Annotated in this window: 27 protein-coding genes and 2 pseudogenes; 10 read left to right on the top strand and 19 right to left on the bottom strand. The window is 58.8% G+C overall.

The genetic code is table 11. The features are described from left to right. Positions 1-132: 132 nt before the first annotated feature. From AWB77_RS22890 to AWB77_RS22855, 9 genes are all read right to left on the bottom strand, one after another. On the bottom strand, positions 133-1,572 hold the full coding sequence (locus AWB77_RS22890; RefSeq protein WP_061136723.1) for a DNA-3-methyladenine glycosylase 2 family protein: 1,440 nt from the start codon (positions 1,570-1,572) through the stop codon (positions 133-135). A gap of 219 nt (positions 1,573-1,791) precedes the next feature. Beyond that, positions 1,792-2,070 carry a hypothetical protein gene (locus AWB77_RS36035; protein WP_157694893.1) on the bottom strand — a complete coding sequence of 93 codons (279 nt, stop codon included), beginning with the start codon at positions 2,068-2,070 and terminating at the stop codon, positions 1,792-1,794. Between the two features lie 431 nt (positions 2,071-2,501). Then, a complete protein-coding gene (locus tag AWB77_RS22885; RefSeq protein ID WP_061136722.1) occupies positions 2,502-3,401 on the bottom strand; it encodes a DMT family transporter in 900 nt (299 codons plus the stop codon). A gap of 102 nt (positions 3,402-3,503) precedes the next feature. After that, positions 3,504-3,938 (bottom strand): SgcJ/EcaC family oxidoreductase, encoded by a 435-nt coding sequence (locus AWB77_RS22880; protein ID WP_061136721.1) that lies wholly within the window; start codon positions 3,936-3,938, stop codon positions 3,504-3,506. A gap of 456 nt (positions 3,939-4,394) precedes the next feature. Further along, positions 4,395-4,931, bottom strand: a complete 537-nt coding sequence (locus AWB77_RS22875; RefSeq protein ID WP_063936545.1) for a hypothetical protein — start codon at positions 4,929-4,931, stop codon at positions 4,395-4,397. A gap of 25 nt (positions 4,932-4,956) precedes the next feature. Further along, positions 4,957-5,964, bottom strand: coding sequence for a hypothetical protein (locus tag AWB77_RS36030; protein ID WP_157694892.1), 1,008 nt, complete (start codon positions 5,962-5,964; stop codon positions 4,957-4,959). Positions 5,965-6,624: 660 nt separating this feature from the next. Next, a complete protein-coding gene (locus AWB77_RS37515; protein WP_074168945.1) occupies positions 6,625-6,918 on the bottom strand; it encodes a GFA family protein in 294 nt (97 codons plus the stop codon). A gap of 81 nt (positions 6,919-6,999) precedes the next feature. After that, positions 7,000-7,449, bottom strand: coding sequence for a P-loop NTPase family protein (locus AWB77_RS22860; RefSeq protein WP_244158616.1), 450 nt, complete (start codon positions 7,447-7,449; stop codon positions 7,000-7,002). Positions 7,450-7,769: 320 nt separating this feature from the next. After that, positions 7,770-8,492, bottom strand: coding sequence for a hypothetical protein (locus tag AWB77_RS22855; RefSeq protein WP_244158615.1), 723 nt, complete (start codon positions 8,490-8,492; stop codon positions 7,770-7,772). A gap of 307 nt (positions 8,493-8,799) precedes the next feature. Between AWB77_RS22855 and AWB77_RS22850 the strand changes: the two genes are divergently transcribed. After that, positions 8,800-9,261 carry a hypothetical protein gene (locus AWB77_RS22850; RefSeq protein WP_061136716.1) on the top strand — a complete coding sequence of 154 codons (462 nt, stop codon included), beginning with the start codon at positions 8,800-8,802 and terminating at the stop codon, positions 9,259-9,261. A 112-nt stretch (positions 9,262-9,373) separates the two neighbouring features. Here the strand turns inward: AWB77_RS22850 and AWB77_RS22845 are convergent, their stop codons facing one another. Further along, positions 9,374-10,306, bottom strand: a complete 933-nt coding sequence (locus AWB77_RS22845; RefSeq protein WP_061136715.1) for a tyrosine-type recombinase/integrase — start codon at positions 10,304-10,306, stop codon at positions 9,374-9,376. A 47-nt stretch (positions 10,307-10,353) separates the two neighbouring features. Beyond that, a complete protein-coding gene (locus AWB77_RS22840) occupies positions 10,354-11,091 on the bottom strand; it encodes a nucleoside 2-deoxyribosyltransferase (RefSeq protein ID WP_061136714.1) in 738 nt (245 codons plus the stop codon). A 202-nt stretch (positions 11,092-11,293) separates the two neighbouring features. Here AWB77_RS22840 and AWB77_RS34685 point away from each other — a divergent pair, with 202 nt between their 5' ends. Beyond that, a complete protein-coding gene (locus AWB77_RS34685; protein ID WP_074168944.1) occupies positions 11,294-11,893 on the top strand; it encodes an H-NS histone family protein in 600 nt (199 codons plus the stop codon). A gap of 70 nt (positions 11,894-11,963) precedes the next feature. On the opposite strand, the pseudogene AWB77_RS22830 reads toward AWB77_RS34685, so the two are convergent. Beyond that, positions 11,964-13,513 (bottom strand): annotated as a pseudogene (locus AWB77_RS22830) (methyl-accepting chemotaxis protein). Positions 13,514-13,904: 391 nt separating this feature from the next. On the opposite strand from AWB77_RS22830, the gene AWB77_RS22825 reads away from it, so the two are divergent. Continuing rightward, complete coding sequence (locus AWB77_RS22825; protein WP_061136712.1) at positions 13,905-14,351, top strand: response regulator; 447 nt, start codon at positions 13,905-13,907, stop codon at positions 14,349-14,351. Between the two features lie 93 nt (positions 14,352-14,444). After that, the gene (gene flgM / locus AWB77_RS22820) at positions 14,445-14,825 is read left to right on the top strand and encodes a flagellar biosynthesis anti-sigma factor FlgM (protein WP_082852738.1); all 381 of its coding nucleotides are present in this window, start codon (positions 14,445-14,447) and stop codon (positions 14,823-14,825) included. Here the strand turns inward: flgM and AWB77_RS36025 are convergent. The 3 genes from AWB77_RS36025 to AWB77_RS36015 form a co-directional block, all read right to left on the bottom strand. Next, a complete protein-coding gene (locus AWB77_RS36025) occupies positions 14,744-15,046 on the bottom strand; it encodes a hypothetical protein (RefSeq protein ID WP_157694891.1) in 303 nt (100 codons plus the stop codon). The two genes, flgM and AWB77_RS36025, sit on opposite strands and share 82 nt — an antisense overlap. Before the next feature lie 102 nt (positions 15,047-15,148). Then, positions 15,149-15,412 (bottom strand): hypothetical protein, encoded by a 264-nt coding sequence (locus tag AWB77_RS36020; protein WP_157694890.1) that lies wholly within the window; start codon positions 15,410-15,412, stop codon positions 15,149-15,151. A 206-nt stretch (positions 15,413-15,618) separates the two neighbouring features. Further along, the gene (locus AWB77_RS36015) at positions 15,619-15,840 is read right to left on the bottom strand and encodes a hypothetical protein (RefSeq protein WP_157694889.1); all 222 of its coding nucleotides are present in this window, start codon (positions 15,838-15,840) and stop codon (positions 15,619-15,621) included. Here AWB77_RS36015 and AWB77_RS36010 point away from each other — a divergent pair. Further along, entirely contained in the window at positions 15,797-15,976 is a 180-nt protein-coding gene (locus AWB77_RS36010; RefSeq protein ID WP_341844991.1) for a hypothetical protein, read from the top strand. The two genes, AWB77_RS36015 and AWB77_RS36010, sit on opposite strands and share 44 nt — an antisense overlap. A gap of 573 nt (positions 15,977-16,549) precedes the next feature. On the opposite strand, the gene AWB77_RS22805 is transcribed toward AWB77_RS36010, so the two are convergent. Next, complete coding sequence (locus AWB77_RS22805) at positions 16,550-17,830, bottom strand: MFS transporter (RefSeq protein ID WP_063936544.1); 1,281 nt, start codon at positions 17,828-17,830, stop codon at positions 16,550-16,552. 79 nt (positions 17,831-17,909) lie between these two features. Further along, on the bottom strand, positions 17,910-18,113 hold the full coding sequence (locus AWB77_RS22800) for a hypothetical protein (RefSeq protein WP_061136707.1): 204 nt from the start codon (positions 18,111-18,113) through the stop codon (positions 17,910-17,912). 161 nt (positions 18,114-18,274) lie between these two features. Here AWB77_RS22800 and AWB77_RS22795 point away from each other — a divergent pair, with 161 nt between their 5' ends. From AWB77_RS22795 to AWB77_RS22785, 3 genes are all read left to right on the top strand, one after another. Beyond that, complete coding sequence (locus AWB77_RS22795) at positions 18,275-18,484, top strand: MFS transporter (protein WP_061136706.1); 210 nt, start codon at positions 18,275-18,277, stop codon at positions 18,482-18,484. A 319-nt stretch (positions 18,485-18,803) separates the two neighbouring features. Next, positions 18,804-19,601 (top strand): sulfite exporter TauE/SafE family protein, encoded by a 798-nt coding sequence (locus AWB77_RS22790; protein ID WP_157694887.1) that lies wholly within the window; start codon positions 18,804-18,806, stop codon positions 19,599-19,601. 607 nt (positions 19,602-20,208) lie between these two features. Then, complete coding sequence (locus tag AWB77_RS22785) at positions 20,209-20,538, top strand: HdeA/HdeB family chaperone (RefSeq protein WP_061136801.1); 330 nt, start codon at positions 20,209-20,211, stop codon at positions 20,536-20,538. Between the two features lie 88 nt (positions 20,539-20,626). Here AWB77_RS22785 and AWB77_RS37510 read toward each other — a convergent pair. Both AWB77_RS37510 and AWB77_RS37570 read right to left on the bottom strand, forming a co-directional pair. Next, positions 20,627-21,465 (bottom strand): annotated as a pseudogene (locus AWB77_RS37510) (IS21 family transposase); the annotation flags it as partial. Between the two features lie 4 nt (positions 21,466-21,469). Then, entirely contained in the window at positions 21,470-21,721 is a 252-nt protein-coding gene (locus AWB77_RS37570; RefSeq protein WP_445343887.1) for a hypothetical protein, read from the bottom strand. A 703-nt stretch (positions 21,722-22,424) separates the two neighbouring features. Here AWB77_RS37570 and AWB77_RS22770 point away from each other — a divergent pair. Both AWB77_RS22770 and AWB77_RS22765 read left to right on the top strand, forming a co-directional pair. Further along, a complete protein-coding gene (locus AWB77_RS22770) occupies positions 22,425-22,622 on the top strand; it encodes a hypothetical protein (RefSeq protein WP_061136703.1) in 198 nt (65 codons plus the stop codon). Between the two features lie 42 nt (positions 22,623-22,664). Beyond that, positions 22,665-23,642 carry an alpha/beta fold hydrolase gene (locus AWB77_RS22765; RefSeq protein ID WP_061136702.1) on the top strand — a complete coding sequence of 326 codons (978 nt, stop codon included), beginning with the start codon at positions 22,665-22,667 and terminating at the stop codon, positions 23,640-23,642. The last annotated feature ends 296 nt before the right edge of the window (positions 23,643-23,938 follow it).

Genomic DNA, 23,938 nt, shown 5'->3' with positions numbered 1-23,938 from the left:
CGAGTGGCGGGTGCATGAATGAACCGCGCGACAACGCTTCGTCGCGACGGAGATCCGGGGCGTTAAATATCACCTCGTCCGGGGTGTATGGGACCGCGTCACCCTACGGGCCGTGAACTCGGTAGATCTGAGTTATTCGCGCTGCGCTTCGTGGCGACGCCAAACGTGCTGCGTTGCATAGGCTCGCCAGGGTTGCCATCGTTGGGCGTGTTGGCTAAGTGCTGGTGCGCTCGAATAGCCCAGTTGCTTCTTCAGTACGGCATCGCCGTCGGGGAACGCATTGGGCCATGCCAGCGAGCGCATAGCGATGTACTGGACCGTCCATTCGCCAATTCCCCGGATACTCCTTAGCGAGGCGAGCGTTTCGTCCAACGGTGCCAACGGTTCCAAAACGATCCGACCGGCGGATACTTCCTTCGCGACGGCAATGATTGCTTCGGCCCGGATGCGTGTGATCCCTGCCTCCTGAAGCGCTGTGACCGGCATATCGGCGAACACGCTTGCCGAAGGAAACGTCGTCGTTAAGTCGAAGGGGCCCGTGAGCTTGGTGCCAAAACGGTCAGCTAAACGCGACAAGATCGTTCGTGCACTTGAAACGGAGATTTGCTGTCCGACTATAGCGCGTGCCGCAACCTCGAAACCATCGAAGGTGCCGGGAACCCGCATACCCGGTAACTCAGCAGCCAGATCGCCGAGATGCATGTCGATCAGGTCTGGGCGGGCGGAAAGATCGAACATTCGTCGAACTCGACCGAGAATCGGTGCGATGATCGGCGTCAGCGATATGGAAACCTTAACGTCGACTGCGTATCGTTGTGGTGCCTGCGTTACGCTGATCCAGCCCGCTGTGTTCTGGCTACCCCGCTTGAGCTCGATGACTCTGGAATAGGAGTCGTCGCCAATGTGCTCAACGCCGTCGATTTGCCGGTGCGCGAGAAACGCAAGCATGCCTGACCAGGAAAAAGGCGGTCTGTATCCAAGCGAAAAGGTGATGGTTTCCAGCGGAAGAGAGTCGATCTCCTTCCGGAACCGAAGTGGATTCAAACCATACTGTTTCAGAAACAGATCGTTGAATCTCCGAACGCTGCCGAACCCTGCGGTCAATGCCACCGTGGTGACGGGCAAACGCGTGTCAGTCAGGAGGCGCTTTGCTAGCAGCAATCTTTGCGTCTGAGCGAATTCGATCATCGATACGCCATACTCGGCATCGAAAATCCGACGCAGGTGCCGATCGGTAATGCCAATGCGCGCCGCAAGCTCTGCGAGACTTGCGGTGTTCAAAAAACCCTCTTCTATGAGCGTCGCGGCCGCTTGCGCCAGTCGGGCCGATGCATCTAGCAGTCCGTTTCCCGGTGCCAACTCCGGGCGGCAGCGCAGGCAGGGGCGAAACCCAGCTTTCTCGGCCGCTGCCATGTTGGGGAAAAATCTACAGTTCTGCCGCTTCGGCGTCCGGACGGGACAAACCGGTCGACAGTAAATGCCCGTCGAGGTGACGCCGACGAAGAACCAGCCATCGAAGCGGCGATCTCGCGAAAGCAATGTCTGATAGAAGGTGTCAGGGTCGAGATTCATGCTCAAACTTTAGCGGAAACCAGCGCGTGGTTCTGGCCAGATTCGGACATGAGTATTCAAGCCCCTGCGAGACGGGTCCCCGCGCGATGATGCATCATCACTTCTTGCTGAGCGGAGCACCGGACGTCATTTCTAATTGTTGACGATCTTGCTCCGACGGGTTAACGGCCGAAAGTGGCCGAGCACAGTCACGTTGCCGTAAAGCAGCCCTTGACTTGACTATGACGCGGTATCCGGTTGCACGTAGAAACCCCACACGCCGTTGGAAAGCTCAGTGGCTGCGAAGCAAACTGCCTTTCCAGGAATTGTGATTTCATAGACCCATGCACGATGACGTTCGTTAGGATAAGCCGGGTGCGGAACGACAATGTGTTTCTGAGACACCCGTTGCCAGTTACTGACCTGCAACCACGGGTTGATGCCGTTGATCGAGAGAGGTGCGCCCCCGAATCCAACATGAATTGGCTGCCACCCGTCGGTAAATTCTTCAGTCAGCATCTTGGTCTTCTGAGTCCTCGATTACCGTTCCGACCACAATTGTCAACGATTCGGGTCATCACGTCGAACGTCCCTTCCTGGCCGACACTGACCCTAGCAGGAAAATATTAGTCACTGCATCGCAGAGACTTTCATCCTGGGCGAAGTTCGCGAACGTGTTCGTCTCGGACCTGCTTGACCGATTCTTCATAGCCCAACTCAGCCTCAATCTCGCCAACGCAACCCCAGCAGTCACCGCCACAGTTCATCGACAAGGGCTCGTCGGGCTGATCGAGTGCTCGTCCACATATCTGGCATTTCATCGCTCCGCCTGCGGGGGTGTGAATCCGCGAGATTGCCTGCGATTTGCGACGGCATGTCGAATGACGTTCGTGGCCGACCTGCGTCGATTTACTCGAAGCCGGTCCAATATGCGTCGAAGAGCACCCTTGCTAGACCGCCGGTCCCTCAGGTGGCTCTTCGCGAACCGCAACAGCGATAGAGCTGCCGACGATCGCGGCTATTCCAATGACTGGTACGAGGCCTAACGTCTCGCCCCACACGAGGAACCCGAAAAGCGTTGCCCAGATGATGCTTGTGTAAGTGTAGGGAGCCAGTTTCGCAGCACTATCACGCCTTACCGCCACCGTGAAAAGCAGCTGGCCGACTGTCGCAAATAGCGCCAGCAGTGCCATGATCAGCAGGTCTTTGAGCGTCGGCGTCCGCCAGGCAAAGAATAAAGAAACGCTTGTAACGGCAGATCCGAACGCCGTGAAAAAGAGCACCGTGATGCTTGAATCGTCGGCAGCCTTGAGCTTGCGAATCTGAATCATTGAAAGAGCACCACACAAAGCGCTCAGCAGTAGCAGACTCGGGCCAATGAGATTGGACAAGCTGCCCTGTGGTCGAACCACTAGAAGCACCCCGACAAAGCCGACAAACGCGGCGACGGCATTTCGCGCCAGTAGGCGTTCACCAAGCAAAATGGGAGCAAGGAGGACAACAAAAATGGCCTCCGAATAGACAATCGCCACTGCTTCGCTCAATGGCAGATACGGCAAGCCCGCGAAAAAGAGCCCGGAAGCACCGAGGAGCGTGAGTGCGCGGGTTGTCTGTCCGCGAAGGTCGATCTTTCGGATCCGAGCGCCAAACGAACCACCACGAAAACTGACGAGAAGAGCCGGCACAACACCAAACAGCATCCGGAAGAAAGTCACTTCGTTTGCCGGGTAGTCGAGGGCTACCGCTTTGCCCAGCGCATCGACGACGGCAAAACAAAACATCGAAACCAAAATCAGTGCGATTGTTTGGTATTGGGCGGTGCGATCGAAGACGGAGACGTTGACGCGCATATCACCTCGGCAGCGTAATTGCGAAGTACGGGAGCACAGTCCGTCCGCAAGCGGACATTCGCTTACGGCCGTGTGCGCCGTTGAGCTGATTTCACTGTTCGATCAAAGTCCCCCGCCCTGCCTTAAGACGGCTTCTCCCGTGCGAGGATTCGTCAGGGTGACATTTTCGAGCGCTTTGATTCGCCACTGCCCATCCTGTCGCGTCATCACGGTAAGAATCAGCGTGTCGACGGCGTGCGGGCCCGCCGGATGAGCCGCACCGACCGTGAGCCGGCTCCAGAAGTGCAGGATCGCCGCATCGTCGCTGATCGGCACCACGTCGATTAGCTCGTTCTTCAACGTTGAATCGCGGTAGATGGTGGCGTGAATGGGTGCATGCATCTCAATAATCGCCGAGACGCCGCGCACATAGTGGCCAAACCTATTAACGAACGTGGCATCCACATGGAACAATGCTTCGAAGGACTCCATGTCGTGGCCGTTCCACGCGATCTGAAATGCATAAAGCGCGTCTTCGGGTTGTCTAATTTCAATCATGTGAATTCTCTTGACTGCCCATGTGCAGGCGTCCACGCCGCATTGAGCGCTTGCTTGCCCGCGATGCGTTCGCCGCAATCGCCCGTTTCATGCCGAATGCAGTCTACGCCAGCTTGCACGTGAAGCTTTACTTTGGGGTGGCCACGCGCGTCGACGGTCGCGCCGCCGTCCGCAGCGACTTCAGCCGTTCCTGAAGGGACCGATGTGCCGCCTCGAGCGCCGCGAGCTTGCTTTGAAGCATCCCGTTCTGGTGGCGCGTCTCGCCCTGGATCAATGGCGGTGGCCCGCGACAACCTCGGACATGCGCCGCTGACGACGATCAGCATCTACTCGTCTACTTGCAACCCGGCGACGATGGCGCCATCAAGAGACCGAAGAAAAGCACCGCATGGCCTGGTAATGCTTGACGACGCAGCGCTCTACGCGTCGTTCTAGCTCTCAGCCTCGTCATCGATTTCAAAATCCGATTGTTAGCGCGCCCGGATGAAGCTTGCTGACGGGAATCGTGGCACCCACCGCGAAGCCCGTCACCGTGACAGGCGTCTGGTTCGCCACGCATCCGGCCGGCACCACTAGGAGAACCGAGCGAGCCGCGAAGTTTTGCGTCGGGCCTTCGGCGGCGATGTAAACCGTTACGTCGTTACCCTGTCGGACTGCGATAGATGGTCTTGGCCCGCCAGACGGAACGACGACCGGATCACCGCTGCAATCGGTGGAGGTGAACTCGGCGGACGACGACGTGGCCCAAGTAAAGTCGGTCGCCGATTGGTTACCGTACGCATCACTTGTTCGTGCGATTGGGACGATCGTTGCGGCATCGCCGGCAATGACACGAACTCCGCTTACGCCGCCGAAGCTCTCCAGCCCTCCGACCCATTGACCGCTGGCATCATACACTTGGGGCCATCGGTGCCCCGCGGAATGGAAACGCTCATCAGCGCGGACGCCGACTGCATGGGCGAGTAACAGCATTGCGCATAGATAGTTTCTCATGAGGGGCCTCCCGTGATCATGCCGTTTAGTAGCCGACGCGCAGCGGCTCTGGATAATGCTGCGTGAGCGAATAGCCACGCCTCGGCATCCAAGCGACATTGATTGGCACCGAAAGCGACACGCACGAAGTCGCGCCAGCCAAATCGGTCAACCGCGACGATCCGGCGGTCACGTCCATGGATGGCGCGTTGCTAGCAATGTAAAGGGTGACGTCTACTCCATCGCGAACGGCCATCGCCGGCGTCGGACTCCCCGTGTCCACGACCAAGATTCCCGCGCTGCAACCGGCCGATGAATAAGGCACCTGCGAATAGCCTATCCATTCGAACTGCGACGCGGAGTACGTGGTTCCAACGACCCGCTTATGACCGACTTGCACGAAGACAATGGAACCGTCGATGCGAAGAAATACGCCCGTTCGCCCCATATACGATTGCAGCGCGCCGACCGCCTTGCCTTGGGCGTCATACACTACAGGCAAGCGGTCTTTGGCGCCGTCATGATGCCGTCGTTCACCGTCTACGCTGTCAAGCGTCAGCGGCTCAGGATAGTGGGAGAGCAGCGAATAGGTGCTCTCAACCGCGAATGTCATCGAGGACGACGTCTCGCCGGGCGAGGATGGACAAGGTAAAGAATTTGCATCTGCCGCTATGCTAAGAGTGACGTCAGTGGCGGTCCTGACGGCGACCGATGGCCTCGGTCCGCTGTCTGCCGTGATAGCTGGAACGCCGCCGCAATTGCCGATGGGATCGACCGTGAGCCATTGGAACTGCGCAGACTGCGACGGATTGAAATTGACATTGACGAGCGTGAGCGGGACGAAGACAAGCGCCCCGTTCACGATGAGAAACACGCCGTCATTGCGTCCGTACGATACGAGCGGTCCGACCGGCTTGCCATTGGCATCGAAAACCACGGATATGCCATCGGCGGCGTCGCGCCTATGCCTCTCTTCGTGATGTGAATCGGCATACGCCAAGCATATGGCGCCATAAAGCAAGGAGGTCAGCAAAAACAACGAGCGACGCATCATGTCTCTCCCCGACGTGGCCTTCACCGATTCACGTCCCATACTTCAGTCACATGAGGATAGTTTTAGGATGTGTTTATTTCAAGGCGAACCTACGCTCTTGCAATCGGCCGCGCGGCCGGCGCACTGCGCATCCGGCAAGCCGGGGGCGTGGTCGACGGCGTTAATGATCCGCTCGCCGCTTTGCATGGCGGCATGCCGCACGCGGTCATCGTCGAGGTGTCCACCCCACATTCTTCCTTTCGGTGCCATTGGTCAGCAGCTAGTTGAACCGCATCAGATTTTGCGGAGGCTCCAACTCTTGAGACAATGGAGCATGAGCTAGAAGGTAACCATGTCTTCCCCAGAAGTTCGCGAGCGTGCGGAGAAAGACGCGACTCGCGCCGAGGCAGCGCTTTGTCAATTCGATTGGCTGTGCGTTTTGACACGGTCTGGGGCGGAGCGGGTCATCACGCCCGCCACGATGCAGTCTAAGCCCTTCGCGTGCAGCGGGTCATTTATGGATCGTTGGCTCCGACACCGCGTTCCTCTCGCGCCATAGACGGAAGAGCGCATCCGGGTCGCCCGTTCCGCCCTCAAACGTTGGCACGCCGTCCGGAATCAGAACCCAAGGACGCTTACTGTGGGTGAAAACGTGCGCGATAGGGGAGAACTAGTCTTGATTTAGCAACGTGCCCGGCCAGGCTTATTGACCGGCTCGCCCCAAAGTTGGGTGTCGCATCGCGAACAAGCAACTCGCTTTCGTTGTCGACCCTCTCCGAGATCCAATATGCGCATGGCCGGAACAACTTTCACAACATGAAGTTCGCGTCGGTAGACACACATAACGGGGAAAGCAGGACCTCCGCACCTTGCCTGAGAATCTGTGCAGTGGCAGATATAGAACGTTAGCGGCTCCGCCCTGAGCTCATAGTGGACTTCAGTACAGAGACAGTTGCCAATGTAAGGGCCAGACATTGATTCCCCGGAACGGTAACTACATGCGGATGGACTCCGACGATGGCCGATCCAAGCCCTCGTATCTGTGCGAGCGATAGCCTACGACGCCGAAAGCTTTCCTTCAGAAAATAAGGTAACGTCGCCCCGAGTTCGCAGCGATATCTTGTCCAACGGAAAAGAGGTGAACAGCGCCTCATGTGCTCCATACGAACTTGACCCGTTGCGGGATCGATATGTTTGCGCCCACGTTAGCAGTTCGGCAAACGACTCGGGAGTCGCCCCGCCACGCATGCCTCGTCGGTGAATATTCGCGACGCATTCCGACTCATCGAGGGCAATCCAAACCAATGCGGATGCGCTTGGCAGAATGTAGGAAACGATCCAGCCGTAGATGCCTTCCATCACCCACCGTTCGACAAGAGCCGCCTCACGCGCCATCGAGACGACGTCTTCCCGTTCGCGAGCAACACCGTAGCCACCAGGCTCCCAGTTCAACGCGTCGAGATCGATCCAGTTGGCCCCTGTAAACGCGGCAAGTCGCTGCGACATCCAACTCTTACCCGAGCCCGAGTTTCCGATCACAACGGTTCTTGTTAAATTCATAAGCCGTGGCCCAATCGTCCGTCCGTCGGCTTGTGATTGTCGACGATTGGCCGGTACTTGTCGACCAGTCTCCTACTGGCCGGCTGCCGATTGTTCACCGGCGGAGCCGTAGGCGTTCGCGTACCGCGGCGCGAACTGCCGCACCCGACCCAACGCGGACTTTCGATCTGCTCCAGAGCAGGCATTCCGCGAGACAAATGAATACAAGAAATTCTCGGCGTTTCCATCTTACAAGCAGTTGGGATGGTCGCCGCAAATTGCGCCGGTTAGTCCAATATGCGTTTAAATCTATAGATCGAGTAATGCTTTGCCGTTCCCGTCGGGATTGCGCCAAACAGCATACTCATGTGAACTTGCATGTGGTCCTCAACCATCAGGTCGCCATGCTCGTCGAGGTAAAGCGCAGCCGATGAATCTGTACTGTTTGGGCCCAACTCCGAACGCCCCGTTCCACTTGCGCCACCCCATACAATTTTTCCGTTTCGACCCGTGCACACGAATCGATCTTTGTCCTCCATAGAGGAGGTGAACTCGACAGGCTGTCCGATAGCAAAGGCAAGCGTCACAGTCGCCCTTCGATTGTTCCAGGCGATGGATCCGGACTGCGGAGTTCTACCCCTTTCTGCCGCCTGCATTTCGCCCGCCTCCAGATCATCCCTGAAAGGGAAGGCATAATGGATACGCAAGCTCTGCTGTGCCTGCCTGGCAGCGGGATCCCCGTCCACCAGCGATCCACGTCCCTCATACTTTCCGCTGAGATCTGGACACGAACTTGATGCGTAATACGCAGGTTCGAGGTTCTTGCCACCTGCGCCCGGATAGCTCGGTGGTGAATGCAAGCATCCGCAGCAAGCGATCGATACCGTTGTGGCAAATAGGGTCCGCAGCCTCAATTCTGGTCCTTTTTTATCGCGCTCGACAAACCGGGAATCATCGATGGTGCTCTTCCGGCTGTCCCTGTCGTAAATGTCAACGATAGGGATTGTCAACGGTTCAGAGGTCCACGTCGAGTGACCGCTTCTGGCCGGAATGAGCCGGACGACTCGCCCCTTCGCCGCGCCTCCGTCCACGAGTCTGCGCTTCGGCTCCTATCCCAATTTTGGTCTGACGAACGCAAAAGCCGCGCTCAGGGCTCTTTTTTGCTCCTATCCTTAAAGCGGCGGTCAGCACCACGGCGCGCTGTACCGCGCCTCCCAACACCGTGGCTCGGTTCTTTGGCCGGGCAGCAAGCCATTCGACCAAAGTCATTAACCGGAAGCTGGCTTTCGGAGAGGTCCTCCAACTGCAGGAGGTAACATGTTTCTGTGCTACCTGATTGACCCTGACAGACGCTGCATAACCAAGGTGAACGATGGGTTCGACCGTGCATCGGAGTTGACGGGCAGTGAGCACCCTGGACTCGCCGAATTGTGGACCGACTTTGCGGACTCGACGCTTGACGTTGCATACTCGCCGGACGCAGATGAGCAGCCGTCGTTTCGCGTACGTCTTTCCTTTCGTGGGAAGACGATAGAGCAGGCAATCAGCGGAAAGGGCGTGTTGCTTGCCTGTGGCGAAATTCCTCCCGAAATCGCGCAACAAATACGGACGGCGAAAGCGGTCGAGAAAATGGTCGAGTTCTCATCCGCCCGCTACATAGCCGTTGATAGATGGCTCAAGGGTGGTTCCAGCGTGACGCGTGCGCCGGCTCGACGCGCGGCGTCGAACGGTCGTTTAGGCTCGCTGGAAGACCGTGACAAAGCATCTGGCAAGCGATGACGCGACGACGGTATTCCGATCAACGTACTGGTCCTGCTCGGACCAGGTGACAGGGGGCAAGCGCGTCGCGGCGTCCGATCCCCGATTGTGGCCGAGGCCGGCCCGCAAGGCGCTAGGCTTGTGCGTCGGACGCCTCGCTCAGTTTGAGAGTTTGGCGAAGGCGAGTCGCAGTGCGATGGCTCGACAGGCCCATAAGATTGCTCACTTGCGCATTGGTTTTGCCGGCGATGATCAGCCGACGACCGAACGTGTTTCTGAGCAAGCGTGGACTCTCGTCGGCCGCCGACAGGCCAGCGCGGCATAGCGCTACGCGGACACATTTCAGCATCGTATCCGGCAGCATCGGCTTGCCGCCCGCAGTGGCTATGAAAAGCCATTGCGTCGGGGCCTGGATGCGGCTGCGCGCCTTGTGATATTCGCGCAGCACGTCGACCGCGAAAGATTCGATCGGCACCCGCCGTGCAATGCGAGGTCCATGCTTGTCAACGAAGACAGTGGGGCGCTCGCCATGCACATCGAGGTCGTCGACGCGCAACTGCTTGAGTTCGGCGGCCGTGACCCCTGACGCCAGAAATAGCGCCACGATCGCCGCGTTTCGCAGTTCCTTGAACGCCGCGCCCTCGGTTGCAACGCACACCGCTTGTAGCCGTGCATCGTCTTCCGATGAGAGATAGATCGGCGTCGGCTCGTCCTGTGGCCAGCTCTGATTGACCAACATCAGCGCCGCCGGATTGTCACCGCGCAATTCGATGTTCACGAGGTGACGCGTGAACCGGTCGATGAGCTTTAGATAGCGCAGGCGTGTCGTCGTGCCGGGAGCGCATTCCTGCGCCAGTTCGGCGAAGAATCCATCGATGTGGTCCGCCCCGAAGCTCGCCACCGTCGCACGGTGCGCGATCAGATAGTCGTTGAAGCGAGAAAACATCGAGCAGTGCTGGACGATCGATTGGTCGGCGAACGCCCGGCGATCGGCGCCGGTGGCTTCTTCCCGTTGCCATTGGATGTAGGCGTCGTTCGGTGCAACAAGCCAAATATCGTCAGACATAGAAATCGATATACTGAAATTCGCTCATCCCAAACCCTACAGCGAAGCTAACGCTTCGCCAACCCCGAGCCACCAACGTGGTGGCTGCCTTCGACGACCTCGCTTCGAATGGCGTCGAGGCAGCCAGCCGGTCCGCCGACAACGAGTTGCGTGGAACACGCCAGCATCAGATTCACGCTCAGGCCAAAGTCCTCGATCAGGTAGCCGCCGGCACAGAAGCCGCCTTCGGCCCCAATCGCCGCAGCCTTCACGCGCTCAACAAGCGTCTCTCCGCTGGACCGATATGCCCATATCGGCTTTCCAAGCGCGGCCGCAAAGCCAACCTCAAAAGCCGTCCCGCTGTCTGGTTCACCCGACCCGCGAAAGTCATCGAGGTTCGCCATCACGATATCGGCCGACCGGATCAGTTCGATGTTTGCGGCGTATATCCATCGAGCAGCGTCTTGCCGTCGGAGCGAGGAGGGCACTTGTCCGTCGAGTGGATAGAGGCCAACGAAGCCGCGATCGCGGCAGAGCTGCTTGAGGTGCTCGCCGTGTTCCTTCGCGTCGCGGCCGAACACATCGAAGCCTGCCAGGTAGATGCGCGGCTCGCTCGCGGCGCGCTCTATCGGGAGAGGAGAAGGATCGATCCTTCCTTCACGGACCCGGCGTTTGATCCGGCTTAGCTGCTTCTTCACAGCCAAGGCGCTCTTGCCGAGACTGTTTGCAATCTGCTCGACCGGTAAGCCCTGATCGAGCAACTCCATCACGGCACGCTGCGACTTCGTCGGATTTCTTTTAGACATCGGTTTGTGGCTTCGACTGCGGGGCTATTGGAACGCCTATGAGCTTACCAATAACCCCGGGTTGTCAAGTCACTGGCCCCTCCCGCCTCTGAGTTGCGCGGAACTGACCAACGGCGGTTGCGAGTTCGTTAGCCTGCGTATCCCAGCCTGGAAGAAATGACGTATGGCATAGTGCGGGACGTCGGCCAACCCAGGGGAGAATATGACGACCCTCTCAAACATCGAAGAAAGGATTAGGAAATTGCAGGCTCGAGCAGACGCGATTCAAAAGAAGCAGGCCATTGCTGCCGTCGCAAAAATTCATTCGCTCATGAAAGAGCACGGCCTGACAATCGACGACCTAATTAGTCGAGGTAGAGTTGGCGCAGGAAAGGACTCGGCCAACGCTGCGCTAGCTGCGACCGGCAAATATCGCGATCCAAAAACTGGCGCAACGTGGAGCGGTCGAGGCCGAGCGCCGGCGTGGATAGCGAACGCTAAGAATCGTGCGAGATTTCTGGTCTCTGAGGCAGTCGAGTCTAACGATAGCGACTCGGGCAAGCGCACGGGGAACTACCCTCGCGGTCCCCAACCGGCGAAGTACCGAGATCCCAAATCAGGAGCAGAATGGAGCGGCCGCGGCAAGGCGCCGGGATGGTTGGCATCGGTGAAGGACAGGACCAAGTTTCTGATCTCCGCTGCCGATACCAAAGCGGCTGGCACTAAGAAGCCAAAGTCAAAAACGAACCCGACGCCCGCGCGCTCCACTAAGGCCGCAAAGACGCCCATCGCGGCAAAGGCGCCCCGCGCGAAGCGGACATAGCCGCGCAGCGTGGGGCGTCTTCTTTCTTTAAAGAAGGCAGAGCCGTCAGCGGACCGCTCGCCCACGCCTGCTACGCTTCGGTCTTAAACACGGCCATCGTCGCGCGCAGCGTTTCAGCCTGATCTTGAAGCGAACCCGCAGCGGCGGCCGCCTGCTCAACGAGCGCTGCATTCTGCTGCGTGACCTCGTCCATCTGGCTGATCGCCTGATTGACCTGCTCGATGCCGCGACTTTGTTCGTTGGAAGCAGACGCGATCTCGTCCATGATGTCGGTGACCTTCTGAATCGCTGCGCTGATCTTCGTCATCGTCTCCCCGGCTTGCCCAACCAGTGCGGTGCCTGCGTTGACGCGCGAACCCGACGCCTCGATCAACTCGCGAATTTCCTTGGCGGCCGTGGACGACCGTTGCGCCAGCGTGCGCACTTCGCCCGCGACCACTGCAAAACCGCGACCTTGTTCACCGGCACGCGCGGCCTCGACCGCAGCATTGAGCGCCAAAATGTTCGTCTGGAAAGCGATGCCCTCGATCATCGCGATGATCTCAGCGATCTTGTGCGAGCTTTCCTCGATTTCCGCCATCGTGCCGACGACGTTCCCGACGATCGTCGCGCCTTCTTGTGCGACGTCTCGTGCCGTCCCGGCAAGACCGCTTGCCTGCCGCGCGTTTTCGGAGTTGTGCTTCACGGCGGCAGTCAGCTCTTCCATGCTGGCCGCTGTTTCTTCCAGCGACGCTGCCTGCTGCTCGGTGCGCGACGACAAGTCGGTGTTGCCGACGGCGATTTCACGGCTCGCATTGGCGATCGCATTTGCGGACGTTTTTACGCTGTCAACGGCTGACAGCAGTTGCGAGCGCATGCGGGCCATCGAATACATGAGGCTGGAGCGGTCATTCGAAGCAGTTGCTACTTCGACCGCGAGATTGTTGTCTTGTTGTCCGCGATCTGGTTCGCCACTTCGGCTGCGTAGGCCGGTTCCCCGCCCATCGAGCGAAGGATCCCGCGATTGAGGCGCGACACCACGACGCTCAGCACAATCGCGATCACCGCAAGCACACCAAGACTCCATTCGAGCGACACATAGAACGCTGCATTAATGTCGTCGATATACACACCAGTCACGATGAGCCAATCCCACGGCTGATACAGCGACACGTAGGACATCTTCGGAAGGATTTCGCTACTGCCTGGCTTGGCGAACGAGTAATAGGTGTAACCCGCGCCCTGGCGCTTGCCCACGTCAATCAGGTCGCGATACAGGTAGACGCCGTTTGGGTCCTTGAAGTCCATCATCGTCTTGCCGACGAATTCGGGCTTCATCGGATGCACCAGCACCTTTGCCTGCGAGTCGAACACGCTGAAATAGCCGTTATCGCCAAAGCGAATTCCACTGATCGCGCGCAGCGCGCCCTGCTTGGCTTGCTCTTCCGTCAGCGAGCCCTTTGCCGCGTCATCGGCAAACTCCTTAACGATGCTGTTGACGACCTCGGTCGCGTGCTTGATATCCGCTTGGATCAGTTCCGTCCGCACGGCGCGCATGGGATATGCGTCGACAATGGAAACGCCCGCGAGGCAAGCAAGGCTGAGAAGCAAGGGGAGCCACAGTTTTCTTGAAAAAGACATGCGTTATCGACCGGTCGTTGTAATTGGCGACGCCTCGTAAGCTCGGGCGTCTCTTTGCCATTACGGAAGCGATCACCGCGACTTAATGCCGCGCAGACAGCGTCTTTTTCACCGCGACCGCGCGTCGGAAACATCTACCTCTGGTCCGACGAACAATTGTCAGGATTGTGACGTTCCGTTGTTCAGTTCGGCTGGTCACCGCCGATAAGCTGGTCTCGCACCTGCGCCGAGCCATCGGGCCCCACGCTCGGCGACGAGCGCCGCACACCGACGCGAGTGTTACGACCGACAGCACCGCATAGCGGACAGCAGTTGTTGACGCCGGCTGACGGGGACTTGCTGTCGTTCTAAGCGAACCGGGAGGCCCGGTGGAAGAGGGAAGAGTTCACAGATGGTAAATGTCCATACGCGTCTGTTGGTGGTCGATGACATGGCCACCATGCGCAATCTGATCCGAAAAATGCTGAGGGCGGTCGGTTATACGGCCATCGACGAAGCAGAGGACGGGGTATCAGCGCTCGAAAAGTTGCGCGCACAGAAATTTGATCTGGTCATCACCGATTGGAACATGCCCAATATGGACGGGCTGACCCTCCTGCAGGAGATTCGCTGGTCGGGGGATCTGGCTGAACTGCCGGTCCTCATGGTGACCGCTGAGAAGAGGCGTGAGCACGTACTTGCGGCGATTCAGGCCGGTGCTAGCGGCTATATCGTAAAGCCGTTTTCAGAGGCTGCACTGGCGGACAAGCTGGGTCAAATTGCGCCGCCGTCCGCTAGCGCCGCCCCAACAGAAAAAGGTTCGTCCGTATTCGGCGCAATCTTCGAACGCACCATGTAACGGCACGACTCACAGCAGACGCCCGGTCGCGCACATGGTAAAGGTTTCAACGCAGGCACCGTTAGAAGACACATGCCAGCGACAAACGACACCATGAAGATCCAAACCACAATCACCGCAAATACGTCGCGTGAATTTGCCGTTCGACGTTTCACGAACGCAAGCGCAGGCTACGCCGCCGGCACGGCGCAGAAAACAGAAGCCGTCACCGCCGATACCTCAGCAGTAACGCTTTCATCGACCTCCGTGTTGCGCCCGTCGGGCGCAGTGGATATCGATATCGACAAGGTCGCAGCAATCAAAGCCGCTCTGCGCGACGGTAGCTACAGCATCGATTCGGGCAGCATCGCCGACGGCATGCTCGGCACGGCGCGCGACCTGCTGCAACGCGGTCACATATTAGAGAGCAGGACCTTCTCCGCTTCTGCAAGCAGCGCTCGTGCAAATTCCGAGGCAAATATATCGTCGTTGTGATCGGCGCGACCCAGAACTATGGGATTCACGAGCCGCGCCTCCTCAACGAACGCCAAACGGGCGGCCGCCGATACGAACGCCACGTCGGCGACGATTTTCTCCGCTATATCGTCAACTTCGCCGATTTTGACGCCTTCATCAGACACGATCGTCGCGGTCGCGTTGATGCCACGGCGGGTTTCTAGGAACGCTATGGACGAGGGGTCGATACGAAAAGCCATCCAATTTCTCCATCGGTAGCGGCCGAGCAGGATACTCGGCTCACTACCCAGGGTACCGACGCGACAGTATTGTCAAGGCAGCGCCTGACGCGTTTTGGATGCTCAGTGGGACGTAATTTTGCCGGCAGCGATCGCCTTCGCAAGCTCGTCGGCAAGAGCCGCTTGCACCGACGCATGCTTTTCTCGCACGGCCTCGGCGTCTTTCGTAAGTTCGGGAAGATCTTGGAGCAGAGATGCGATTTCTGCATCGCGTGCGGCGGCTAACTCCGCCAGATTCTCAGGCCGCAATGCGCGTTCCAGGATTCCCGCGTCAATGCAGAAATGCCTGCTGATTGCCTCGCACGCATGTACGAGCGCGAAAGACACTTGCTTTTCCTCGTCTAAGCCTTTGCCCTTCTCCTTCCGGGACTATCATTTAGCGGCGACCGAAGCCAGTAGGCTGGTCTACCACGTCGTAGATATCCGATAATCGGCAAACGGCGGCAGCATGACGAAAGCGGCGCGCCTGTCAGTCGAAAAAGAAGTTTGGACATTCCCATGAGGGGTAGTGTTGATTCCGTGCAGATTCCGGGCTAGGGCGATTCCGCCCTGGCAAGGCTTTGCGTCAGGGCTATGCACTCGAAATGCTGGCTCATCAGGGTCCGAAAAATCGCGAGTCGATGATTTGTCTTGCGGATGAAGTCGCGCAGGCAGTCGAAGCCCGCGACGTCGTCGCCTACATTGCGTGCGACCGCTCGTTTAAACAAGGCGATGGTGAGCCAGGTCGGCAATCCGTTGCTGACGAAGATGGTCATGCAACTGCGCGACGACATGCGGCTTTACGGAATCGATTCGTCTGAAGGTCTCAAACGGCAGAAGGAATCCGTGGAAGAGCACTACAGATGGTGCCCTTCGCCGAAAACGGCGAAGTCGAAAAAATCGGCGCGCTGATCAGCCGCCACATTTTGCGTGGAAACCGCTGTTCAGGTCAGCGCTCGATCGTTTCGAATGACTGCCTGAGGCGTCACTGCGCGTGGCTGCCTTTTCTTCAGCAGCGATGTGCTCGCGAGATGATGACATGCGGTGCGCCCAGCATCTGTGTTCGATAGCGTCGCCCTGCATTGCGGCAACCGCCGTGCCCGCACGGGAATGGGGTTGTGGGCGCGCGAGCGCCGGTCTCCAGCCCCGCCGGCGCCGTCCTCGGTGTAACTGTCCGTGTGTATTTGCACAGGACGCATGTCGAGATAAGGCTTCACGTGGCCGTCGGTCCAGACAGGCTAACGATCGACATCTTTCTGGTGTCGGAAGATGAATACGAAATGGCACTGCGCTCCAATCCTTATGCGCGCGACTGGCGAAAGCACTGCAAATTCAGCGCGCTTTGTTCGTCGGCACGTATTTCATGCCAGTTGCAGTGCAACCAGGGTCACACTGGGACGACAGGCTGCGCACCCGGTTGATCGTCTTCTGCAATCGCCAATGGAAGAACTGGTTATGCCCGTGCATGCGTGGTCAGTATCTCGATCAGGTTTCGACATGGGCTGTTTCCGGCAAGCGCACAACGACAAGCAGCGAGACGACGGCAGCCGCCATTAACAGATAAGCGGCCGATAGGGGGTTGGCATCGAGGTGCATGAACCACAGCGCCGCCAACGGTGTCAGTCCGCCGAGGACGCCAAAGCCAACGTTGTACGCGAGCGAAAGTGTCGTACATCGCAGGTTTCGGGGTAGCATTTCGGCCATGTAGGTCGGCGCGACGCCGACGAAGCAGCCGATGAGCGCCGCGAACAAGCATTGACCCGCTGCGGCGAATATCGGATTGAGGTGATGCATCAACCAGAAAAGTGGCAGCGCGAGCACCAACAGCGCCGTCGCAGCAGCCAGCAGAACCGGCCTCCGTCCGACCTTGTCCGAGAGCGCGGCTGCTATCGGGAACATGCCCATCTGAATCGCCACAGCCAGCGTATTGATGTCGAGCGAGATCGATGCGGGCATATGCACCGTCTGCCGCAAATAGGTCGTCGAAAACACAAAGCACAGGTAAAAGCCGATCGATCCGACTGCATTCATGCCGATCAGTCGCAGCATCATGCGCCATTGCGTGGTCAATGACTCACGCCACGGCGAAAATGATTTCTTCGCGGGCGCCGCGTTGTCGGAAATCGTGCGCCGGAGGTACAACGCGATCGCGCTGATGCCGAGACCGATCAGGAAAGGGATGCGCCAACCCCACGCGTGGATCGATTCGCTGCTCAATACGGTCGTGAGCAGAGCACCGACAGCGGAGCCGGCCAGCGTTCCGCCCGCTGCGCTCATCATCGCCGCACTGCCAACGATGCCGCGCCGACGTCCGCCAGCCTGCTCGACGAGGAAAGTGACGGATGTGCCCATCTCACCGGCAACCGCGAGACCCTGCAGTAAACGCAGCAATACGAGCAGCACCGGCGCAAACACGCCGATCTGCGCATAGGTCGGCAGCGCGCCCATCATGAATGTCGGTACGGCCATGCAGACGACGGAAGTCCACAGCGCCGCACGTCGGCCGAATTTGTCGCCGATATGCCCGAATATCAGCGCGCCGAACGGGCGCACGACAAAGCCCACCGCGAACGCAGCGAACGACGCCAACAGTGACATGAAATGGTTTTGTGAAGGAAAGAACAGCGCACCGATGGTAGCCGCAAAGAAGCCGTACACCGTGAAGTCGTACCACTCCATCGCGTTACCAATGGCACCTGCAATAGCACCCCGGTATAGACTACGTTTCGTTTCGGGTCCGAGAGTTGCATTGACAAGCTCCGACATACAGTATCTCCGTTTCGTCAAATGCGGTGCGCTCACGCACCGGCGTCACTAAGGGCGAACAGACGATAACGGTCGAGATTTAGTCGAGAGTTACGGTTAGCTTCGCAGAATCCATCTCGAGGCTGCCGCAAGCCGCATGAAACGCGGCGACCAGGCGTTGAAAAGGGCAAGCGTCGTACATTCCACCCGCGAGCAGGAAGGAGCAAACATACGGAAGAATGTGTTCACTGAGAATCGCACTGCACTTGACAGGTAACATCACGGTGATGTTGTCGATCGCCATGATGACGATACCTGTTTTCGTGTGGCAGACGGGCGCTGCAAAGCTGGTCGAACCGAATGCCGAGGAGCCGGATTGCGCAAATGCGTCGCTTCGCAGCTTATATCGCCGATCAACCTAGTTTTCGTCTTCGGACCGATCATCTCTTCATTGAGGAATAGGGCATGGCGATGTCCATCGGCTCGCCAATCATCGCTGGCGCACCAGACTACGCCACGATCGGCGTCTTCGCGCCAATCATGCTGATTTTCGCGCCGTTCCTGCAAGCCTTGAGCATGGGCTGTCAATACGGCACCAGTACCACCTGCCTGAGCGAAATTTCTCCGGAACATCGGAGAGGTGTCTATCTCGTTTTTTGCAGGTCAGCGTGGTAGCAGGCAACTGTCGCGCGCGGTGATGCCGGTGATGCAGATCTGCTTCTCAAGAATCTGGCTTCTCACAAACCGTACTTTTCACGGTTCTTTCTAAGCCGTTCCCTTCGTCGTGGCGTGGGCTGCTCGATAAGCGAGCTTCCAGTAAAGCCTACGTTTGCTCTCAAAGCGAAGCTTGCGCATGCGTGTAACTTTCGACTAATTCTGCCTGCTTATCTTTGCCGCAACCCAAGCGTACCGGGTTCAGGATCCTCCCTGCGACGTGTCGGCTATTTATTGTTGAGCGTTTCGCCACATGTACTAGTGATCCGATGGAGTGCCGGTGCCGCATTCAATCTTCCGTAATGTCAATATCAGCATGCATATCACACCCGCCGGCGCACTCATCGTCGTTCTCACCGGGCTTGCCTCAGGTTTTTTAAATGCCGTTGCATCATCAGGATCGGCTGTGTCTTTGCCTATCCTGATGTGGTCCGGCCTTCATGCGATCAATGCCGACGCGACGAATCGCATCCCGGTCCTGGTCGGAGCGATGTCTTCGGTCGTTGGCCTCGCTCGCCGAGGTGCAATACCGTGGAGACGGGCTTTCCTCGTATCAACTCCGGCTACTCTAGGTTCCGTCATCGGCGCCCTGTTTGCAGAGTCTCTACCCAGCCATGATATTCGCATCGGTATCGTTGGCGCCGTCGTAATCACGCTAGCGCTCTTGCTGACGAAACTTAACGTCCTTTTAAAGTCCGCTGCGTCGGCAACCTTCAAACTCGGAACTAAGCCTTTCGTGATGCTGTTCCTCGTAGGAGTTTGGGCCGGCCTCATCGGCTTGTCGGCGACATATACGCTTCTGGTGCTCGTGCTTGCAATGGGTATACCGATCGTGGAGGCGAACGCGATCAAAGTTTTTGTGCTTGTTCCGGTAACCGCCGTGGCCATGATGATTTTCGCCGAGAAAGGAAGCATCGACTGGAGCGTTGGCGGTGTGATGGCGCTAGGCAGTGTGGCAGGGGGACTGCTGGGTGCACGACTTGCGGTGTCGGAGCAGGCTCGGCGATGGATTGTCGGATTACTCGTGCTGGTCACGCTGGCAGAACTCATACATTTGCTGGGTGCGGTATTTTTTTAACTCAAAATTCTTTGATGTCTGCCATCTGCAGGTGAGGAGCAGCGTGGCAACGGCAGCCGGTGGGTTCCCCGTCAACGCTGAAAGTGATGCGAACACAATGATGGTTGAATGGTCTAACTTCATCGCCTGGCGACGCGCCTCGAAGACTGATACGGTTCATTGTCAACCTCTTTCCTTCTTTTCACTTATCCGATGCTTCAGGCGCCCTCGGCGTCGTGAAGAACTGAGCGAAAGACCGGCCGACCAGTCGACCGCCCAGGGACAACGCTGCTGCCCCGGAACACGTGACCCGTGCGATGAAAATAGCAAAGCTTTGAATCATCGCGCTCGACCATTCGCACACCACGTACTCTCGATGCCGACGCACCCCAATACGGTGTATCGGTGAAACCGGTCGATATCGTTCGTGCGCTCGAAAACGAGTACAACATGCGCCTGATCGCCGGCTGTCAACCGACATGTTCCGAAACGCCTTGTTCCTGACGTAATTTTCAACTCACTGTGCGCCCTTACGATGTACACATCATTGCATAGCCTACCGTAATGATGCTCACGACTCTGCCGCCCGCAAGGTAGGGAGAGTTACAACACTACCTTGGAGAAGTTCATGAAACGCATCGCAGTTAGTGCCGCCGTTCTGGCCAGTCTTTGTGCGTCCCCGTTTGCGCTCGCACAGGCGGCCAAACCCATCAAGCCCGCAACGATGAGTTGCGGCGATTTTCTCGCTGTTGAAGATACGTACAAGCCTGCGCTCGTCTACTGGGTGTCGGGTACCGACAAGCTCGGCGTGCAGGAAACGGTGACGACGGTCGTCGATACGGCAACGCCCGTGGCAGCCGTCGTCGGCGAATGCGGGCGCGCGCCAAACGCGTCGTTCGCGAGCAAAGTGCGCGACCTGTACAAGGCTGGCCGTATCGCGCTCTTCAGCCATACGTGATCGCTTCGCTAGCGTGCTCAATGCCGCAACATCGTTCGCGGCATTTTCATTTCCACACGCGTTCAGCGTCCTCCAGAAGCCTGCTAATCTCGAGCCGCCCAGCAAGAACGGCCTCGACTCCGTGATTCGCGGCCAGTTCCAGTAAGCCGACCATGGTCTTGCAGGCTTCCCGCTGGGTGAGTTCCGCCTCGAGCCGCTCCCACGTCCGGCGGTACGCCTCGCGCGGGAACAAGTCGTCGCGAAACGTCAGCCCCTTGAACACATGGGGCATCGCACGACCGACTTCATCGAAGACGAAGCACGCGTGACACGCTGTGGCACCTTCACCGTGCGGGCATTCTCTACAGCGTACGGTCGCGCCTGATTGGCCACCGTCTGAAGCTGCGCGTCTACGCCGATCACCTCGACTGCTATCTATCCGCGCGCTCGTGCACAACACAGCGCGCGGCTCGCATGCGGCTAACAGCCGCCGTCGCAAGCTCGACTACCGGCACTTCATCGAGGTGCTCAAGCGCACGCCGACGTTATTACGCGTGCCGGCCATGCCGTAATGCACCAGCAGTGCGTCATAGTGAGCCGTCAAATCCTCTTCAGTCTGCAAATTCTTAGACGCTGCGGATAGGCTGTCGGTGCGATGCTCATGCGGGCAGCCTGCCACAGCGCGTTCTGTGAACCGGTTGTGAGAGCTTGGAAGCTCTCACAACCTTCGACGACATAGGCGTATTCCCAGTGCGAGAACGGGAGCACGAAGTGATAGAGCCGGTGATCGAGGGCCGCGCCGGCAACCGTGACGCGCAGATCCCGCATGTCGGTGAAGTCGGAGAGCCCCTGCACGCCGGGCAAGTGCTGCTGCGGGAAGAAGATCTCCTTGCCAGGGCCCTCGAGTGCGCGCCATTGGCTGACGCGCCGCTCGAGCGTACGCCGCATGCTGTCAGGTAAGAGGCCAGATGCGCCTCCTGAGCTCGCACAGCAACGTGATGGCCTTGAGCCGGGGCGCGTGCCGCAGCAATGGCACGACTTCGCACTCCCAGACTTTCGCGAACGGATCGTGACGTGTACGCCACGCGCGCGGTGGCTTCTGCGACGGCAGACGGTCGTCATGCTCAATGCGCCGAGCCGCGCGAACGCTCATGCCCGCCATCGCCACGGCGACTTCCTGAGTGTGATGTTTGCGCTTGCTCATATATAGTCGGACCTGCTGGTCCGTTACGTAGGTTCCAGGCATGGCTGTTCGCTTCTTGTTCGACGCGATCAGCCCAACGTAAAAGCCGCCACTCCGGCGCCGCCGGTAGTTCGTCGGCTTCGGCGGCTACGCCGCCTTCGACTCCTCGCCACCGGCCAAGGTAACTGTCAAAGGACCGGCCAAGATAATTGGCGTTCTCTAGCCATCGATTCCGCATCCAGATCAGCCGCTTAGGCTAAGACGTGGTGGCTTTTTAGCGAATCCCGGTCAGGCCTCTACTCCGAATTCCCGTCCTCAAGTATGTGCTCCGAGGCGGGGCTATGCTATCGGGTGAGACGCCACGGGTTAGCGCGAACCATTGGCAGGTGCTAACCCGACAACATCACCGTGCGCAGAAGGGCACGCGGGGTGTAGCAGACGGGCTCCAGAAACACCATCTCTTAGGTCCGCGCCCGGGGGCTGCGCAGCACTCAGCAAGGGAATACTGAGCCGACAGGTGTCCATGCCGCGTTGGAGCGAGCGGTACAGCGACGGATCGGGCTCGGACCGGACGGTTCCGGTAGAAGGCCGATTGGCGTTGATCGCGTGAATGCCGATCATTTTCACCTAATTCGACGCCCGCATCATTGCACAGTGGCCAGAAGCTCTGGCATCGCGCTACGGACCGACCCGGGAAAACGAATCTTTGCCTCAGGAGCACATCATGGATTTCCAACCGACTTTCGCCGTTTTCTTCGCACTCGGATCGAGCGTCTTTGCCGCTTGCATCGTGCTGGCATTTCTCCTCGAGATGATCGACGCCCGCGTTCTCAAACGTCAGGCCCGACCCGCAACTAAGCGCATCCGCAGCGAACCTTCGCCGGCATCGATGGACGAAAAAGGGCCGCACCTGCATCTCTGAACCGACGTTCTACAGATAAAGCCACGCGAAAGGACCCGACACATGAACCGCCTGCTCACGATCGTCGCGCTTGCGTCGCTGCTGGCCGGCACGCTCAGCCGCCCCGTCGACGCGAGAACCGTCATCTATCCGGCGGAAGACGCGTGTTCCGTTGTCGCGAACCGTCCGGACAGGAACCCGACGATCCGCGAGCAGATCGCGCATACCGCGCGCGGCGACATCGCGTATTACCGCTTTGGCAAAGGCAGCCCGATCGTGCTGCAAACCGGCTATCGCGCGACGCTCTCCGAATGGAACGCCGCCTTTCTTGCGACCCTCGCCAGAGGGCACGAAGTGATCGTGCTCGACAATCGCGGCATCGGACGCTCCGAGCCACATGCGTCGGCGTTCACCGCGAAAGACATGGCAGACGATCTCGACGCGCTGATCGGCACGTTGAAACTGCGCGATGCGACCGTGCTCGGCTGGTCGATGGGGGGCGCAGTTGCTGCGCAACTCGCGCTCGATCATCCCGCGAACGTGCGGCGCATCGTGTTGATGAGCGCGCCCGCACCCGGCCGCCTCGGCGTCCCCGTCGCGCCCGACGTGATGGCGGCGCTCTCGGGCGCGCCCGGCACGACTTTCGACGACGTGATGAAAGTGCTGTTTCCCGCATCGGCGGTGAAGGCGGCGTCGAAATGCTTCCGCCAGAACATGTTCGTGCCTGCCGATTACGGCAATCCGCCCGTGTCCGCCGCTGTGACGGCGGGTCAGTCCGCGCTGATATCCGCATGGGAAAAAGACGATGCGGCCGCCGATGCGTTGCCGAAGCTGCGCATCGATACGCTGGTCTTGTCAGGCGCCGACGATCAGGTGCTGCACGAACAGAACGGCGAGGCGCTCGCGAAGGCAATTCCGGGCGCGCGGCTTCTTGACGTCAAGGCGGCAGGCCACGCGATGATGTTCCAGTATCCGAACGCGCTCGCCGCAGCCGTCAACCGCTTCATCGCGCGATCGCCGGATACCCAGTCAATGCCCTGAGTCGCTCGCCGCGAACTGCTGATCGACGTACTGCGCGAAGAGCGCATGCATCCGCGTCGTCGGATGGTTGCGCAAACGCGGTGGCGCGAGAAACGTCTTCGCCATTTGCAATGCGATTCGCCGCCTGTTCGAGCGCGGCGCTGTGTGGACGCAGAGACACCGTCGACCACGCGACTTCAGAAGTATCGAATCCGACGAAACTCCTGGTGCGTAGTTAGAAGGGTAGGCGGCAGCATCCGCCGCATACGCGTGATTGACGCAACAGCCTGCGAGCAGGCGAACGAAAAGTCCACGAA

It is taken from the genome of Caballeronia fortuita (assembly GCF_001544835.2).
Taxonomy (GTDB): Bacteria; Pseudomonadota; Gammaproteobacteria; order Burkholderiales; family Burkholderiaceae; genus Caballeronia; species Caballeronia fortuita.
This window is presented reverse-complemented; position numbering and strand designations above follow the sequence as displayed.